13 protein-coding genes and 1 pseudogene are annotated in these 15,876 nt (G+C 73.1%); 5 read left to right on the top strand and 9 right to left on the bottom strand.

Annotated features, from left to right (window positions below):
* Positions 1–50: 50 nt before the first annotated feature.
* From ACFYR0_RS29890 to ACFYR0_RS29880, 3 genes are all read left to right on the top strand, one after another.
* Positions 51–407: a CATRA system-associated protein gene (locus ACFYR0_RS29890; RefSeq protein WP_389334837.1), complete on the top strand. Its 357-nt coding sequence runs from the start codon at positions 51–53 to the stop codon at positions 405–407.
* 19 nt (positions 408–426) lie between these two features.
* Complete coding sequence (locus ACFYR0_RS29885; RefSeq protein WP_389334834.1) at positions 427–4,830, top strand: CHAT domain-containing protein; 4,404 nt, start codon at positions 427–429, stop codon at positions 4,828–4,830.
* 178 nt (positions 4,831–5,008) lie between these two features.
* Positions 5,009–6,214: a glycoside hydrolase family 64 protein gene (locus ACFYR0_RS29880; protein WP_389334831.1), complete on the top strand. Its 1,206-nt coding sequence runs from the start codon at positions 5,009–5,011 to the stop codon at positions 6,212–6,214.
* 70 nt (positions 6,215–6,284) lie between these two features.
* Here the strand turns inward: ACFYR0_RS29880 and ACFYR0_RS29875 are convergent, their stop codons facing one another.
* From ACFYR0_RS29875 to ACFYR0_RS29850, 6 genes are read right to left on the bottom strand one after another with little or no spacing between them, the layout of a single operon-like run.
* Complete coding sequence (locus tag ACFYR0_RS29875) at positions 6,285–7,511, bottom strand: cytochrome P450 (RefSeq protein WP_389334828.1); 1,227 nt, start codon at positions 7,509–7,511, stop codon at positions 6,285–6,287.
* Between the two features lie 2 nt (positions 7,512–7,513).
* Positions 7,514–8,731 (bottom strand): cytochrome P450, encoded by a 1,218-nt coding sequence (locus ACFYR0_RS29870; RefSeq protein ID WP_389334825.1) that lies wholly within the window; start codon positions 8,729–8,731, stop codon positions 7,514–7,516.
* The gene (locus ACFYR0_RS29865) at positions 8,728–9,354 is read right to left on the bottom strand and encodes an ATP/GTP-binding protein (protein ID WP_389334822.1); all 627 of its coding nucleotides are present in this window, start codon (positions 9,352–9,354) and stop codon (positions 8,728–8,730) included. The genes ACFYR0_RS29870 and ACFYR0_RS29865 overlap by 4 nt, the downstream gene beginning before the upstream one ends.
* Positions 9,335–9,682 (bottom strand): DUF742 domain-containing protein, encoded by a 348-nt coding sequence (locus ACFYR0_RS29860; protein ID WP_389334819.1) that lies wholly within the window; start codon positions 9,680–9,682, stop codon positions 9,335–9,337. The genes ACFYR0_RS29865 and ACFYR0_RS29860 overlap by 20 nt, the downstream gene beginning before the upstream one ends.
* Positions 9,679–10,083: a roadblock/LC7 domain-containing protein gene (locus tag ACFYR0_RS29855; protein ID WP_389334816.1), complete on the bottom strand. Its 405-nt coding sequence runs from the start codon at positions 10,081–10,083 to the stop codon at positions 9,679–9,681. The genes ACFYR0_RS29860 and ACFYR0_RS29855 overlap by 4 nt, the downstream gene beginning before the upstream one ends.
* The gene (locus ACFYR0_RS29850; protein WP_389334813.1) at positions 10,080–11,663 is read right to left on the bottom strand and encodes a sensor histidine kinase; all 1,584 of its coding nucleotides are present in this window, start codon (positions 11,661–11,663) and stop codon (positions 10,080–10,082) included. The genes ACFYR0_RS29855 and ACFYR0_RS29850 overlap by 4 nt, the downstream gene beginning before the upstream one ends.
* 206 nt (positions 11,664–11,869) lie before the next feature.
* Here ACFYR0_RS29850 and ACFYR0_RS29845 point away from each other — a divergent pair, with 206 nt between their 5' ends.
* Positions 11,870–11,998 carry a hypothetical protein gene (locus ACFYR0_RS29845; RefSeq protein WP_389334810.1) on the top strand — a complete coding sequence of 43 codons (129 nt, stop codon included), beginning with the start codon at positions 11,870–11,872 and terminating at the stop codon, positions 11,996–11,998.
* 99 nt (positions 11,999–12,097) lie between these two features.
* Here ACFYR0_RS29845 and ACFYR0_RS29840 read toward each other — a convergent pair whose 3' ends face one another.
* The 3 genes from ACFYR0_RS29840 to ACFYR0_RS29830 all read right to left on the bottom strand — a co-directional run bounded on the left by ACFYR0_RS29840 (position 12,098) and on the right by ACFYR0_RS29830 (position 15,444).
* Positions 12,098–13,918 (bottom strand): caspase domain-containing protein, encoded by a 1,821-nt coding sequence (locus tag ACFYR0_RS29840; protein WP_389334807.1) that lies wholly within the window; start codon positions 13,916–13,918, stop codon positions 12,098–12,100.
* Complete coding sequence (locus tag ACFYR0_RS29835; RefSeq protein WP_386382489.1) at positions 13,915–14,307, bottom strand: hypothetical protein; 393 nt, start codon at positions 14,305–14,307, stop codon at positions 13,915–13,917. Before ACFYR0_RS29835 ends, ACFYR0_RS29840 begins: the two co-directional genes overlap by 4 nt.
* Positions 14,308–14,541: 234 nt before the next feature.
* Positions 14,542–15,444, bottom strand: coding sequence for a hypothetical protein (locus ACFYR0_RS29830; RefSeq protein ID WP_389334804.1), 903 nt, complete (start codon positions 15,442–15,444; stop codon positions 14,542–14,544).
* Between the two features lie 162 nt (positions 15,445–15,606).
* Between ACFYR0_RS29830 and ACFYR0_RS29825 the strand changes: the two are divergent.
* A pseudogene (locus ACFYR0_RS29825) lies at positions 15,607–15,834 on the top strand (PPOX class F420-dependent oxidoreductase); the annotation flags it as partial.
* Between the last annotated feature and the right edge of the window lie 42 nt (positions 15,835–15,876).

Raw genomic sequence — 15,876 nt, 5'->3', positions numbered from 1 at the left:
CACCCCCGCCTCGCGTCGCCGCTCCCGGCGTACTCGCTACAGTTGAGTTCATGCAGTCTAGGTCGGATTCACCCGGTACAGGCGTCGACGCCGCATTGCTCGACCGGGCAAAGGAGTTGCTCCGCGACGTCACCCTCTGGCGCCTTCCCCCTGCCGCCTGGACGCGTCCCGCCGCCGCGGTCGAGGCGCTCGCCGCCGCGTGGGAGTCCGGGGACGGAGTCGCTCTCGGCAGGGCCGTGTCCCGGCTCGAAGTCCTCAGCCCGAACCGGGCGGACCCCATCGTCGACCCGGCCGACGTGCCGCCGCCGCAGCCGCTCGTGGAGCGGCTGACCTCCCTGGTGCACATCATCGCCGACCCCGGCGAGGGCACGGCCGGGAAGGCCGACGGCGACGACGAGCGGCACTGAGGCCAGGCCGCCGACCCCTGTGAAACTGTCCCTTGCCAGTCGACCGCGTCTCGCGCTGGCGTTGTGGCGCGCTCACCGGGCCACCGTCGACGGCCGCTTCCCGCGCCGCACGGACCGGGCCGTCGACCTCCTCGAAACCGCCCTCGGGTCCGCCGGACGGGAGCACCGGGTGGCACTGCTGGAGGGGATCGCCGCGCTGCACACCGAGTCGGCCCGACGCGGCGGAGGCCCGGCAGCGGCGGAACGGGCCGTGGAGGCGCTGCGGCGGGCCCTGGCCGAGGTGGGAGGGGACGGGACGGCGCCCCACGAGGGGACACGCCACGGAAGGTCACGCCACGAGGCGGCGACGAACGAGCGGCGGACGCGAGCGGCGGGACCGGACGAGCCCGGACCGGACGAGGCGGTGATCCTCGCCCGACTCGCCGACGCGCAGGAAACGTTGTACGGGATGACAGGCGATACCGACCGTCTGCGGGAAGCCGTCGCCACGGCGCGCCTCGCGGCGGAGCGCGCCCCGGACGACCCGCTGACCCTGATGATGGTCCTGACCTCGGTGGCCGGACTGCTGCTGCGCGCCGGATCCGGCCTCGACGATCCCGCCCTCCTCGAGGAGACCGTCACGTCGGTCGAGAAGTCGCTCGCCGCGGGCGGCGGTTCACCGCTGCAGCTGGCCCAGGCCCACCGGCTGCTGTACGAGCACGACGGCGAGGCCGGGACGCTCGCCCGGGCCGAGGCCGCGGCACGCGACGCGGTGGCGCGGTGCGAGGAGCACGGGCTGGACGCGGCCGACGAGTACGCCGAACTCGCCCAGGTGCTGCGCTACCGCTTCGGCGACACCGGCGATCCGGGCCTGGCGCGCGAGGCCGCCACCGCGGCCCGCGAGGCGCTGGCGCGGACGGCCGAGGGCGACGAGGAGGGCTCCAAGCGGGCCTGTCTGCTGGCGGGCGCCCTGACCGAGTGCCACTACGCCGGAGACCCGGGGGCGCTCGCCGAGGCGGTCGCCGTCGTCCGCGCGGCCACGGCCGCCGAAGCCGCGACGCCGTATCCGGAGTCGGCGGGCGGGGACGGTGTCACCGCCGTCGGAACGCGGGGCGACTCCGCCGCGCGCGGATCCGACGCCGACGGCACGGCGATCCGCACCCACGCGACACAGGGCCACTCCGCCACACCCGGCAGCCACACCGACGACATGGCGACCCGAACGGCCGAACCCCGATCCGCCCCCGCCTCGGGCGACCCGCGCTCCGACGTCTGGCAGATCACCGCCGCGGTGCTGTGCGCCTGGGCGGAGCAGCACGCGGACGGCGGCGCGGCGGAGGAGGCCGAGGGGTCGGCGCGGACCGCGCTGGTCCTGGCCGGGGGCGACGACCAGCGGCGCGCCGTCGCGCTCGACACCCTCTCCGACGTCCTGCGCTGCCGCTACCTGCTCGGCGAGGACCCGGAGCTGCTGGCCGAGGCGATCGCGTACGGCGAGGCGGCGGCCTCCATGGAGACCGGCCCGCCCGGCGACCGGGCCGGACGCATCGGCAACCTCGGGGTCCTGCTGCGCCTGCGGCACGAGGAGACCGGCTCGCCGACGGACCTGGACGCCGCGATCGGCCGGTACACCGATGCCCTTGCCCTGCTGGGCGACGACCACCCCGACGCCGGGATGCACTTCACCAACCTGGGCTCCGCCCTGGCCGCCCGGACCCGGCTGCACGGCGCCGCGGACGAACTGGACGAGGCGATCGCCGCCGGCCGGGCCGCCGTACGCGGCGGCGGTCCCGCCCACCAGCGGGTGCTGCGGCTGAGCAACCTGGGCGGGGAGCTGTACCAGCGCTACACCCGCGACGGTGACCTCGCCGACCTGGACGAGGACATCGACCTCCAGCGCGAGGCCCTGCGCCTGGTCCCGCGGGACCACCCCGACCGTGCCGGCCTGCTCGGCAATCTGGCCACCGCCCTCACCGAACGCCACGAGGTGCTGGGCGTCCGCGGCGACCTGTCGGAGGCCCTCGCGCTTCTGGAGCAGGCGATGGCGGCCGGGCCGGCGCCCCGGCGGCTCGCGACGCTCGCGGGCGCCCATGGCCTGGCGCTGCACGCGCACCACGGCGTTACCGGTGACCCGGACGCGCTGGAGCGGGCCCTCGTCAGCCTGCGCACGGCCGTGGCGAGCACCGCGCCCGCCGATCCGTATCTGCCGCTCCTGCTCGCCAATCTGGCCACCTCGCTGAGGGACGCGTCGCTGAGAGACGTATCCCCGAGGGACACGTCGACGCACCGCACGGCCGCCGCCACGGAGGCGGTGGACACGGCGCGCGCCGCCCTGACGGCACTCGACGACGGCTGGCGGGCCACCGCGGTCCGGGGCAGTCTGCTGCTCGCCCTGGCCGCCCGGTCCGGCGAAGGAGACCTCGACGAGGCTGTGCTGCTGGCCCGCCGCGTGGTCGCCGACACCTCACCGGACGACCCCGACCTGGCCCGCTCGCTGGCCAACCTCGCCTACGTACTGAACCTGCGGCACGAGGCCGACGGCGGGGCCGGCGACCGAGCGGCCACACACGGCCTCGAGAGACCCACCGACCCGGCAGCGGAACCCGCCCCGCAAAGACCCGCCCACCCCGCAGCGGAACCCGCCCCGCAGAGACCCGCCGACCCGGCGGACGAAGGCGTCACGAAGGCGCCCGGCGAGCCCGCAGAAGAGCGCGACGCCCAGGAATCCGCCGACCTCGCGGAGGCGCACGACGCTCTGCGGGCCGCCGCGCTGACCGGGACCGGCCCGGCCGGCATCCGGCTGAACGCGGCCCGCGGCTGGGGCAGGCTCGCGGCGCGCAGGGGCGACGCGCGAGCCGCCGCGGAGGCGTTCGCCCTCGGCGTGGAGCTGCTGCCGGACGCCACGCCCCGACGGCTGGAGCGGCCCGACGCCCAGCGACGGCTCGCCGAGGCCGCGGGGCTGGCGAGCGACGCCGCCGCGATGTGTCTGGCCTGCGGCGATCCCGAGCGTGCGCTCAGCCTGCTGGAACTCGGCCGCGGAGTGCTCCTCGGCCGCCTCTCGGGCATCCGTGCCGACCTCGCGGAACTCCACGACGCCGATGACACTCTCGCCCGGCGGTTCGAGGAGCTGCGCGACGCGCTCGACCGGCTGGACCACCCCCCGCTGCCCCTGCCGGACCGGCCGCCCGCGGCGGGAACCACCGGCCGGGAGCGGGAACGCCGCCGGGACCTGGAGGCCGAACTCGAGCTGGTCGTACGCCGGATCAGGGCTCTGCCCGGCCAGGAGGGGTTCCAGCGGCCGCCCTCGGTGGCCTCGCTGCTCGCCGAGGCCGAGCACGGTCCGGTCGTCGTGGTCAACGTCAGTGAGTACCGCTGCGACGCGCTGCTGCTCACCGCCGAGGGACTGCGGCACGTGCCGCTGGACGACCTCGACGCCGACGAACTGGAGCGCGCGGCGGACCTGTTCCACACGGACGTGGTCACCGCGCTCGACACCCGGGCCGCCCAGGAGGACGTCGACGCGGCCAACGAGCGGGTCGTGGCGACGCTCGACCTCCTGTGGCGGGAGGTGGCCGCCCCGGTCCTCGCCGAACTGCGGCTGCCCCATCCCGACACCCGGGTCTGGTGGGTGCCGACCCAGGCGCTGTGCCGGCTGCCGCTGCACGCCGCGACGGCGGCCCCGGACGCCTCGCAGTCACCGCCCGACGGCACGGCCGCGAAGCCGCCCGCCGACCGCACGCCGTCCCCGGACGCCGTGGCGGACGGCACTCCGGGGCTCCCGGAGTCGCTGGTGGACCGGACCGTTTCCTCGTACACGCCGACGGTCACCGCGTTGCACCACGCGCGGGCCCGTGGCGCGGCGCCGGAGCACGCGGTGGCCGCCGTGGTGCACGCCGACGTGCGGCGGCCCGGCCTCGCGGAGCTGCCCGCCGCGCTCCGCGAGGCCCGGGCCGCCGCGGACCGGCTGGGTGTCGAACCGCTGGACCTCGCCGAGTGTGAACGCGCCGTCCTGATCGACGCGTTGGTCACGTGCACGTATCTGCATCTGGCGCTGCACGCGGTGGCGGACCAGCGCGACCCGGGCGCCAGCAGGTTCCTGCTGCCGGACCTCGACCTGACGTTCGCGGAGATCGCCGCGCGCCGGGGCGGCTGGGGGCGTCTCGCGTACCTCTCGGCGTGCGAGACGACGTACACGCCCCGGGACCTCGCCGATGAGGCGATCCATCTGACCTCCGCGTTCCTGCTCGTCGGGTTCTCCGGGGTGATCGGCACCCTGTGGCGGACTCCGGACGCGGTCGCCGAGACGACGGCACGCGAGTTCTACGACGCCCTGGACGACGTCCCCGACGAACCGGCCGTCGCCCTGGCCCGCGCGGTGCGACTGAACCGCGTCAACTACTCCGACGACCCGGCGGCCTGGGCGGCCCACCACCACGTGGGCAGCTGAGAACCCGTCCGGCCCCGCACACCCATTGGCGCCGGTCCTGCAAACCCACTGACGCGGGCCCTGCACACCCATTGACACGATCACGCCAACATCCTCATCCTGAGAGCGCTCTCAGAAGCTCAGAGGCAACTCCCCCCACCTCGATTCCTCACGGATCCCCCACCCCGGAGGAGCTCCCATGCGTTCCCCACGACGTCTCAACACCAGGCTGTTCGCCCTCCTGGCGATCGCCTCGGCCATCGGCACGACCGTCGGCGTCACTCCCTCGACCGCCGCGGAGGAGGCCGTACCGGCCACGATTCCGCTCACGTTCACGAACAACTCCGGCCGTGGCGAGCAGCTCTACATCTACAACCTCGGCACCGAACTGGCGACGGGCCGTCAGGGCTGGGCCGACGCCGGTGGCACGTTCCACCCCTGGCCGGCGGGGCAGCCCGTGCCGGTCCCCGCGCCCGACGCCTCCATCGCGGGGCCGGCCCGCGGACAGAGCCTGACGATCCGGCTGCCCAAGTTCTCCGGCCGCCTCTACTTCAGCTACGGACAGAAGCTGGTCTTCAGGCTCGCCACCGGCGGACTCGTCCAGCCCGCCGTCCAGAATCCGAGCGACCCCAACAGGAACATCCTGTTCAACTGGTCCGAGTACACGCTCAACGACTCCGGGATCTGGCTCAACAGCACCCAGGTCGACATGTTCTCCGCCCCCTACTCCGTCGGCGTCAAGCGGCCGAACGGCAGCGTCGTGAACACGGGCCGCCTCAAGCCGGGCGGCTACCGGGGCTTCTACGACTCCCTGCGCGGCCAGCCCGGCGGCTGGGGCGGGCTGATCCAGACACGCTCCGACGGCACCGTGCTGCGCGCCCTCGCCCCGGGCCACGGCATCGAGGCCGGCGCGCTGCCGGCCGGGGTGATGGACGACTACATCAACCGCGTGTGGACGAGGTACACCTCGTCGACGCTGACGGTCACACCGTTCGCGAACCAGCCCTCGGTGAGGTACTACGGCCGGGTCAGCGGCGGCGTCATGAACTTCACCAACGGCTCGGGCGCTGTCGTCACCTCGTTCCAGAAGCCCGACTCCGACAGTGTCTTCGGCTGCTACAAGCGGCTCGACGCACCCAACGACCTCGTCCGCGGCCCCATCTCCCGCACCCTGTGCGCCGGGTTCAACCGGTCCACGCTGCTCACCAACCCCAACCAGCCGGACACCTCGTCGACCGGCTTCTACCAGGACTCGGTCACCAACCACTACGCACGCAAGATCCACGCGCAGATGGCCGACGGCAAGGCGTACGCCTTCGCCTTCGACGACGTGGGCGCCCACGAGTCGCTGGTGCACGACGGATCGCCGCAGCAGGCGTACGTGACCCTCGACCCCTTCGACTAGGGCCCTAGGAGTCCCGGACGGCAGCGCGTCCCGGCGGTGTGCCGCACACCGCCGGGACGCGCTGCGCGGGTCAGGCCGTGAGGCGGACCGGCAGCTCGAAGAGGTCGTTCTGGGTCACCACGGGCTTGTTGCGCAGGGCCGACGCGGGCACGGCGAGGTCGAGCGCCGGGAAACGGGCGTAGAGCGCGGGCAGCGCCACCGCCGCCTCCAGCCGGGACAGCGCCGCTCCGGGGCAGACGTGCGGGCCGTGCCCGAAGGAGATGTGGCGGGTGGTGACCTCGCGGGTGACGTCGAAGTCACCGGCCGTCGGGCCGTGGGCCAGCTCGTCGCGGCCTATCGCGCCGTACGACACGATCAGCGCGTCCCCGGCGGGGATCACCTTGTCGCCGACGGGCACGTCCTCGGTGGCGAACCGGATCAGGACGTGCGAGGTCGGGGTGGACCAGCGCAGCGTCTCCTCGACGACCGCCGACCACGGCACCTCGCCGGACAGCACCAGGGCGCGCTGGTCGGGATGCGTGGAGAGGTTGACGATCGCGTTGACGATCAGGGAGATCGTGGTCTCGTGCCCGGCGGCGACCATCAGCTGGAGCGTGGCGACGACCTCCTCGTCGGTGAGGCGGTCGCCGTCCTCCGAGGCGAGGATGAGCGCGCTGGTCAGGTCGTCGCCCGGTGCCGCCCGCTTCGCCGCGACCGTCTCGGCCATGATCCCGGCCAGCTCGGTCAGGGTGGCGATCACCTCCTGCGGCGGGGTCTGCGTCGAGAAGAACTTCTCGAACAGCACCTTCAGCCGGGGCAACCGGCTCTCGTCGATGCCCATCAGGTCGGCCACGACGTACATGGGCAGCGGGTAGGCGAAGGCGGCCTTGAGGTCGACGACCTCGCCGTCGGCCGGCAGGGCGTCCAGCAGGCCCTCCGTCAGGTCGGTGATCCGCCCGCGCATCTCCTCCACCCGCCGGGGCGTGAGGGCCTGGGCGACCAGGGTGCGCAGCCGCCGGTGGTCCGCGCCGTCCACGGTCAGCATCGACCGGCCCGGGTTGACCAGGCCGATCAGGGGCCAGTCCGCGGGGATCTCGCCGCGCCGCCAGGCGCTCCACCGGTCGATGTCCTTCACCAGCCGGGCGTCGGTGAGCAGGGCCTTCGCCTCGGCGTGCCGGGTGACCGCCCACATGGGAACGCCACCGGGCAGCTCGACCGCGGCCAGCGGGCCCGCCGCGCGCAGCTTGGCGCTCTCGCCGTCCAGGTCGCTGACGAAGGGGTCCAGGGGAATGCGTACGTCCGCTGTGCCGGTCGTCATGGTCAGTTGCCTCCCAGGGCAGGGGTGGGTGTGAACCGCACGGGCAGTTCCGTCAGTCCCCGCAGCCAGGGGGAGGGACGACGGGTCAGGGACTCGGCGGGTACGGCGAGATCGATGTCGGGGAGCCGGTCCAGCACGACCTCGATGGCGGTGCGGGCGATCACCTCGGCGATCTCCTGGGCCGGGAAGGGGCAGCGGTGGTCGCCGTGGCCGAAGGAGAAGTGGGCGCTGTTGCCGCCGGTCAGCTCGGAGGTGTCGGTGCGGATCTGCGGGTCGGCGTTGGCGCCCTGGAGGCCGAGCAGGAGCAGGTCACCGGCCTTGATGTGGCGTCCGGCGAGCTGGGTGTCGCGCGAGGTCCAGCGTCCGGCGACGTTCTGTGTGGGGGCGTCCTCCCACAGGACCTCGTTCATGGCCTCGGCGACGCTGTGCCGCCCGCCGAACAGGGAGGCCGCGAACCGGTCGTCGGTCAGCATCAGCCGCAGCGAGTTGCCGATCCAGTCGGCGGTCGGCTGGTGGCCCGCCGCCGTCATGACCATGAGGTCCTGCATGACCTCCTCCACGGTGAAGCCGCCGGGTGCGGCGAGCATCCGGGAGACCACGTCGTCGGCGGGCTCCGCGGCGCGCCGCGCCACCAGTTCGGCCATGGAGGTGGCCAGATGCCGTTGTCCTTCGAGGGCGCGCTCCCGGCCGTCGATCATGTCGTTGAGCGCGGTGACGAGAGCGCTGCTCTGGTCGTCGGAGAAGCCGTACAGCCTGGCGAGTACGCGGACCGGCAGCAGCATCGCGTACTGCCCGACCAGGTCGGCGGAGCCGGTGGAGCACACCGCGTCGATCAGCTCGTCCGCGAAGTGCTCGCAGTGACGGCGCAGCAGCGCGGGTTCGACGCCGGCCAGGGCCTTGCCGATCATCCCGGCGCGCTCGCGATGCCGCTCGCCCACGGTGTAGAGGATCGACGGCTGGTCGCGGCCGATCATCGGCAGCAGCGGCCAGTCGGCGGGGATGCTGTCCCACTGGTTCCACAGGCTGGAGTCACGGCTGTAGAGCACCGGGTCGCCGGTCACCTGGTGCAGTTCGCGGTAGCCGACCACCAGCCAGGCGGGGACACCGCCGTCCAGCAGGACGGGGGCCACGGGGCCGTGGTCTCGGCGTATCTCCCGGTACAGGCGGGCCGGTTCGGCCTGGAAGCGGGATCCGCTGAGCGGGACGGCGTCGGAGGTCACACGGTCTCCCGGAGGGGCGTGGCGATCGGTTCGGCCCGGTGGCCGAGCTGCTGCTGGATGTGCTGGACCAGGGTGATCAGAACCTGCTTGGCGGACTCGCGCAGGCGGGCGTCGCACTCGACGATCGGCACGCGGGGGTCGAGGTCCAGCGCCTCACGGACGTCCGCGACGTCGTGCCGGGGGCCGCCGAAGTCGTTGCAGGCCACGATGAACGGCGTGCCGTGGCGTTCCAGGCGGTCGATGGCGTACCAGGAGTCCTCGATGCGGCGGGCGTCGAGCAGGACGACGGCGCCGAGGGTGCCGGAGAACAGCCGGTCCCACAGGAACCAGAAGCGCTCCTGGCCCGGCGCCCCGAACAGGTAGAGCACATTGCGGGCGTCGAGGCTGATGCGCCCGAAGTCGAAGGCCACGGTGGTGGCCGTCTTCCCGCGCACCTCGCTGATGTCGTCGACGCTCTCGCCGGCCTGCGTCATCGTCTCCTCGGTGTTGAGGGGACGGATCTCGCTGACGGACCGGACCATGGTCGTCTTGCCGACGCCGAACCCGCCGACGACGACGATCTTCAGACCGTTGTCGGCGGAGGCACTCAGCGGGGTGCGGGTGTCAGAGGCTGCGGAGTCCAACGAGCACCTGCTCCAGGAGGTCGGGGTCGGGAAGGGCGGAGGTACGGGGGTGACGCGCGCTGACGCGTCCCGCGTCGTGGAGGTCGGACAGGAGGATCCTGGTGATGCTCACCGGCAGGCCCAGTTCCGCGGCGATCTCCACCACGGCCGTGGGTGCCTCGGCCATGCGCAGGATCGCCTTGTGCTCCGACTGCATGCCGGGCGCCGGCTCGCTCTCCGCCATCACCAGGGTGACCAGGTCGAACGGGCTGTCCGGCGCGGAGCGGCTGCGGCCTCCGGTCAGGGTGTAGAGGCGGTCGGGGACGTCGTCCCTGCCGGGTCGTCTCATGAGGTGCGCGGCTGGGCGGTCAGGTGCTCGCCGAGCTGCTCCACCAGTTCGCTCATGTTGTGCCCGACCAGGCCCGGTTCGGCGTCCTCGGTGGTCACCACCGCCAGGTGGGCGCCGTCGCCGGCCTCGACGATGAACAGGGTGCCGCCGTAGAACTCCGTCATCGACGTACGCACTCCACCGCTGCCGTCGCCGAACTCGACGGACGCGCCGTGCGACAGGGACTGGATGCCGGCCGCGATGGCCGCGAGCTGGTCCGCCTGGTCGACCGTCAGCTCGCCGGTGCGGCAGAGTTTCAGTCCGTCCCGGGACAGCACGAGTGCGTGCCGAGCGCCCGGCGTGCGCTCCAGGAGCCCTTCGATCAGCCAGGTGAGCTTCTCGTCGACGGTGGTGCCGGTCATGAGGTGGTGTCGCCTTCCGGGTCGGAGGAGGTCGCCCGGGGGGAGGGGGCGGGGGAACGGGTGGCTGCGTCGGGGCCGTCGGGCGGGCCCGGGATCAGGTGCTGTCCGGTGCTCTCCGAGGCGGACTCGGCCGTGCGGATCGCGCGGCGGAACTCGCCGAAGCGCGTCGCCCTGGTCCTGATGTCCTCGGCCGCGCCGGTGCGCGGCGCGTCGGCCCGCGGCACGGCGCGGGACCGTTCGGCGGCGGCGAGGGTACGTCCGCGGCGGCGCTTCGGCAGGCCGCCCGGCGAGCGCACGGCCTGCTCGGTCTCGCTCCGGGCCGGCTCGTGCTGCTCGGCGGCCTCGGCGCCGGCGGCGGGCACGGCCGCCCGCGCCGCGGGCGCCTTGGCGTCCGGGGCGGGGGGCCGGACCGCGGGCGCCTGGGTGAGGATGTCCTGGGGGATCAGCGCGAGTACGCCGGTGCCGCCGCGGGCCGAGGGACGGAAGGAGATCTTCAGCCCGTGCTTGCGGGCCAGCCGGCCGACCACCGCCAGCCCCAGCCGGGTGCCGGTGAGGCCGCCCAGCTCGGACATGTCGCCGGCGACGGCCTGCTCCGCCCGGCGCAGCTGGATGTCGCTCATGACGAGCCCGGAGTCCTCGACGGAGACGATGACCCCGGCCGGTACCTCTTCGACGTAGACGTGCACCTCGGCGCTGGGCGGCGAGAAGTTGGCGGCGTTGTCCAGGATCTCGGCCAGGGCGTGCATGACGCCCTCCGCCGCGTGGCCGACCACCGCCGTGCCGGTCACCACGTGCAGCCGGACGCGCTGGTAGCCACTGATCCGTCCCATCGCGCCGCGCAGGACCGACTCCATGGCGATGGGGCGCGCCCAGCGACGGCCGGTGCGGGCACCGGTGAGCACGGCGACGGAGTCGGCGAGACGGCCGGCCTGGGCGGTGCGGTGGTCGAGGTGCAGCAGGTCGGCGAGCACGTCCTCGTCGCTGTGCCGTTCCTCCATCGCCCTGAGGTCCGCCAGGGTGCCGGTGGCCAGCGCCTGCATCCGGGCGGCGGCGCTGGCGGTCGCGGAGAGGGCGGCGGCACGGTCGGACACGGCACGGTCCACCTCGGCGGACAGGCTGCGCACCTCGTCCTCCAGCCGGGCGCGCTCGGCCTCTGCCCGGCGGACCAGTCCTTCCCGTTCCCGGGCGGACTCGGCGAGCAGCGCGGCCCGTTCGGCCTCGGTCCGCCGGGTCAGTTCGTCCCGTTCGCGGGCCAGTTGGGCGAGCAGCGCGGCGCGTTCGGTGTCGGCGGACCGTGTCTCGCGCTGCCGTTCCTGCTGCCACTGGGCGGTGAGGCTCGCGTGCGCTCCGGCCAGCCTGGCGGCTTCCTCCTCCAGCGCCCGTGTCCGGGTGCGGGCGGACCGGGCGGCACGCAGCCCGTGCACGGCGACGGTGACGGCGACGCACAGCACGACCGCGGCCGCGCCGCCCGCCCATCCCGCGGGTGCCCGCGCGGACAGCGGTACGGCGGAGACCGCCCAGCCGACGGCGGCGGCCGACACGACCGCGGTCGTCGCCGCGGTGAGGAGCAGTGGCTTCACGGCCGGTTGATCGCCGGAAGAGGCGTACGCGGTCATCAGTCGGGTCCTCGGTGGCCGCGTCGAGAGCGGCTTCGAATAGGTCCAGGAGGGTTTCGAGGTTGCGTGATTGAGCGCCAAGATCGCTCAACAGGGCGTCACTATACGAGAGTTCGTGTTCGAGTGTGAGGGGTTCGCTTGACCTGATGGGGAATTGCGAGAGGAAACTTTTGAACTGGGCGGACGGGGCCGGTACGCACTACTCCGCGGAGGCTCTCGCGGCCGTCAAGGACCGCATCGCGGCCGTGCGGTCCGTCGACCGACCGTGGCGCCGGGACTCGTACACCCCCGCATGGTGATCGCGACGGTCCGTGTGTGGCACGACGAGGAAGGGTCGCGCCGCCTCTTGCCGGCGGTCCTCGTGGCACGGCGGGAACTGCCGGGGAATGCGCCGGCCGTCACCAACTGGCGCTGCCCACCAGGTAGGTGACGCCGATGACGACGGCCAGGATCAGCGCCGGAACGGCCAGGCCCTTCGTGATCGCGGTCGTCGTGTGCGTGCCGCTCGCGGCCCGATCCGTGTAGTGCTCCCGCCGTGCCGCCACATCGTGCCGGGCGACCGCGCCCACGACGAGCGCCACCGCTGCGGTGATCAGACACACGGTGAGCGGCGGGAGGGCTCCGTGATCTCGGATGCTGTCCTCGATGTTGCCCTGGCGTCCCTGGTCGCTCCGCTCCGCGACGGCCAGTGCCGCTGCCTGGACGGCCCGTACGAGCGTGACCACCGCCGTGACCGCGAGGGCGAGCGCGGCACCGGCCAGGAGGACGGCGCGGCGGGACGGGGAGGGCGGCTCCGTGCGTGTCTCGTCCGGGATGATCCGGGGCGGCTTCCCGGGCCGGCGCGGGATGCGCGAGGGCTCGACGACCACCGTGTCCCGCTCGCTGTCCGGCTTGGGCGTCTCCCGTGTGACGTCGTCCGAGTGGCCGGGGCCGGGCCCCGGGTGGTGTCCGGGCTCGGGCGACGGGCCGACCACCGCCCGGACGCGGATCACCGACTCGTCGGCCACGCCCTTCAGCACCACCTCGCCGGACAGGGGCCCCTCGGCGGTCGGGGCGACGTGGACCTCGAGGCCGTCGCGGGTCGGATCGACCCTGAGCCAGGACTGTTTGGGCTGGGCCAGGCAGTGGCGGGCCAGCGGCGGGCCCTGCATCGTCACGGACAGTTTGCGAGGGGGCGACCCGATCGGCACGCGGCCGAAGTCGAGGTGGTCGGGGGAGGGGGCCAGGCGGATCTCGCTCAGGGCGTCGGACGCCAGATCGGCGATCTGCTGGATGTCGTTGCGCGCGACCTCCTCCAGATGCTGACGCGCGCCTTCCGCCTTGGGCAGCTCGGGGCGCAGAAGCCGTTTGCGCAGCTCCATCACGGCACCCTGCCGTGTGATGACGTCGTCGCTGTTCATGGCCGCCTGGAGGGAGGGTGGCGAGGGAACGGCGACGATCTTGATACGTCCGCGGCGGCTGTGGGCCAGAACCAGTTCCCCTTGCATCTCCGCCGCCTTCTTGGGCGTCTGATGGGGGTTCTGCTCCCGTACGTGCCGGTAGACGTACTCGTACAGGTCGTCGAGCGAGACGTTCCCGTCGGCGTCCAGGTCGGCCTCGCCGGTCTCCAGGCCCTCGACCACCGCGTGAGTGAACAGCGAGGGCCGCGGGGCGGAGTTCTCGGCGAGCTGGCTGCCCTCGAAGGCGTACTCCATGGAGTCCGACGCGGTGATGACGGCCCAGCCCCGCCCACTGGCCGGTTCCTCCTTCGCGAAGGACTCCAGGACGTTGACGTCCCCGGAGGCGCGCACCGAGGCCGACCCCCGGGAGAAGGCGCCGCCGTAGCAGCAGTCGAGGAACAGGACGGTGCGGCCCGCCCTGGTGCCGGACATGCAACTGCGGACGAACTGGGAGGCGACGGCCGTGGCGGCCAGCAGCGGGGGCTCGGTGTCGCTCGCGGCGAAGTACAGCTCGCCGGACTCGCTCTTGAGGCCGTGGCAGGAGAAGTGCAGCAGGAGTGTGTCGGCGCGGCGCCGGTCGATGAAGAAGCGCTGGATGCGTCTGCGCATCAGGTCGGCCGAGGCGTTGTGCACGACCTCCACCTCGAAGTCGCCGATCTGCGGGTCGTGCAGCACCCTCTCGAGCGCCGCGGCGTCCTGCGCGGGGGCCTTCAGCTTCTTGAGTCCCTGGTCGGCGTACCGGTCGTTGGCGATGATCATCGCGTGTCTGGAATCCGTCATGGTTCGGCTCCGGCGACGGAATGGCGCTGGACGAAGATCCTGAACGCCTCGGCGACCTGATCGTCGGTCGCCTCGGACACCTCCAGGACGTCCTCGCCCATCTGGAGACGCAGGGACGGGTGGGTGTCCTGGCGCCGTCCGAGCCAGGACCGGATCACTGTCATCACCTGGTTCAGGGCGGTCGCCGAACTGCCCAGGCTCACCAGCAGGGCCCCGATCTGCGTGACGTCCACGGCCCGTGCCCCGGCGGGGACCTCCCCGCCGGGGAGCGCCGTGACGTCGTCCACGTCGAGATCGAGCAGTTCGTCGCGCAGATAGCCGGTCAGTTCCTCGACGCGTTCGGCTTCCGCGTCCTCTTCGGTGAGGAGGATGTGCAGTGTGTTCTCCACCGGGTCAGCCCCTTTGCTGCGTGCTCGTCGGGGCGGCGCAGAGTCGAACCCTCGGTGGCTCTGCGTCATCAATTCCAGTTTGTGCTGCTCAGAGCCGGGCGGCAAGTCACCGAGGACGGAATGAACTTCACGGTTCAACCATACGATTGCCTCTTCAACCGTACGTTTGCCCGTTCGACCTCCGTGCGGGTGCCGAGGCGGTGACCCGAGTACGGTGACGCCGTCGGGCACCGGTCACTTGCGCCTCCACGGAGCCCGGTGAGCCGCCGGGGACGGCTGCCAGAGGAGACGCTCCCCGGTCGCGCGGGCGATGACGCGCAGATGGGGGCCCGTGTTGCCGACGTACCAGAGGGATCTCTCCTCCGGCTGCCAGACGTAGGCAGGCACACCCGCGTCCAGCAGACCCGGCAGGCGTGGCTCGTCGAGTGCCACGGCCGAGAACTCGTACAGCGCCGGCAGACGCGGGGCGATCACCCCGTAGTCGAGCATCCGGGCGATGGCGTGTTCGTCGAGGACGGTCTCCCTGGTGGGCGTGATCACCGGGTACTCGGACGGGAACGACCGGCCGAGGTCGAGGAACCACTTCACCGTCCGGGAGCGCGGGTCCACCAGCCGGGGCCCGAGCCCGGCCAACCGCCCCAGTGCCAGCCGCGGTTCCACGAGCATGGCATGGGTGAACAGGACACGCAGCAGGGCGACGTTGATCATGAATCGCTCCACCTGCGACTCGGCCGCCGCCAGGTCCTCGTGGCGGAGGTAGCCGGACACGATGCTGGCGTTGTGAGCGCGGTACCAGGAGGCGGGCGAGGGAGAGCGGACGCACTGCATCCAGTACTCGACGCTTTTCGACCGCGGCTCACCTCTGACGCCGGCGCACAGCAGGCCCGCCTCCACCTTGTCCCTGAGGAGCTCCTCGTTGACGGAACGCCACCACGCGCTGCCCGGAGGGTCCGAGGACTCCGGCGCGAGCACTCCCCGCGCTGCGGACCAGCGCAGAAAGCTCAGTTCCGCGTGGCCGTAGCGGCGCAGCGGCCCGGACGAACCCGTGTAGAAGTCCCGTGCCAGCGCCACGCGTCCGTGTACGTCGTCCCGCACCGGCGCGATCCGGGCCTCCGCGCGAGACTCTGCGTCAGACACGACTCTCCGATCGGAACGCGGACGGGCGACGGCATCGGCACTCTCAGGACCAGCGCCTTCACCGGCCGGCCGGGACGGGGCGCACGGCACGACGGTATCGCGATCACCCCCGGTCGGGAGGAGCCGGCCTGTCGCGACGCGGCGAGTTCATGACTCGACGCAGGCGGCGGTGTGTGGTCGTTCGCCGTCGCCGAGGGCGAGGCCGAGGTCTCGGACGTCACCACGGTCCCCGGGGACGCGGTCGGGCGGGAGCTGCCCGGGATGATCCCCGAGCCCGCGCGGCCCGAGGACGAAGCCGCGTTCCTGGAGGAGCTGGCCGCCGGGCGCCGGGTGGTCATCCGGCTGGAGGTGGACCGGCTCTACGGCACGGCGCTCGACGTCGCCGGATGAGACGACGGCCCCGGTGGTGCCACGCCTACTGCGGCGGACCAC

Source organism: Streptomyces sp. NPDC005017 (assembly GCF_042873115.1).
Classification (GTDB): domain Bacteria; phylum Actinomycetota; class Actinomycetes; order Streptomycetales; family Streptomycetaceae; genus Streptomyces.
This window is presented reverse-complemented; position numbering and strand designations above follow the sequence as displayed.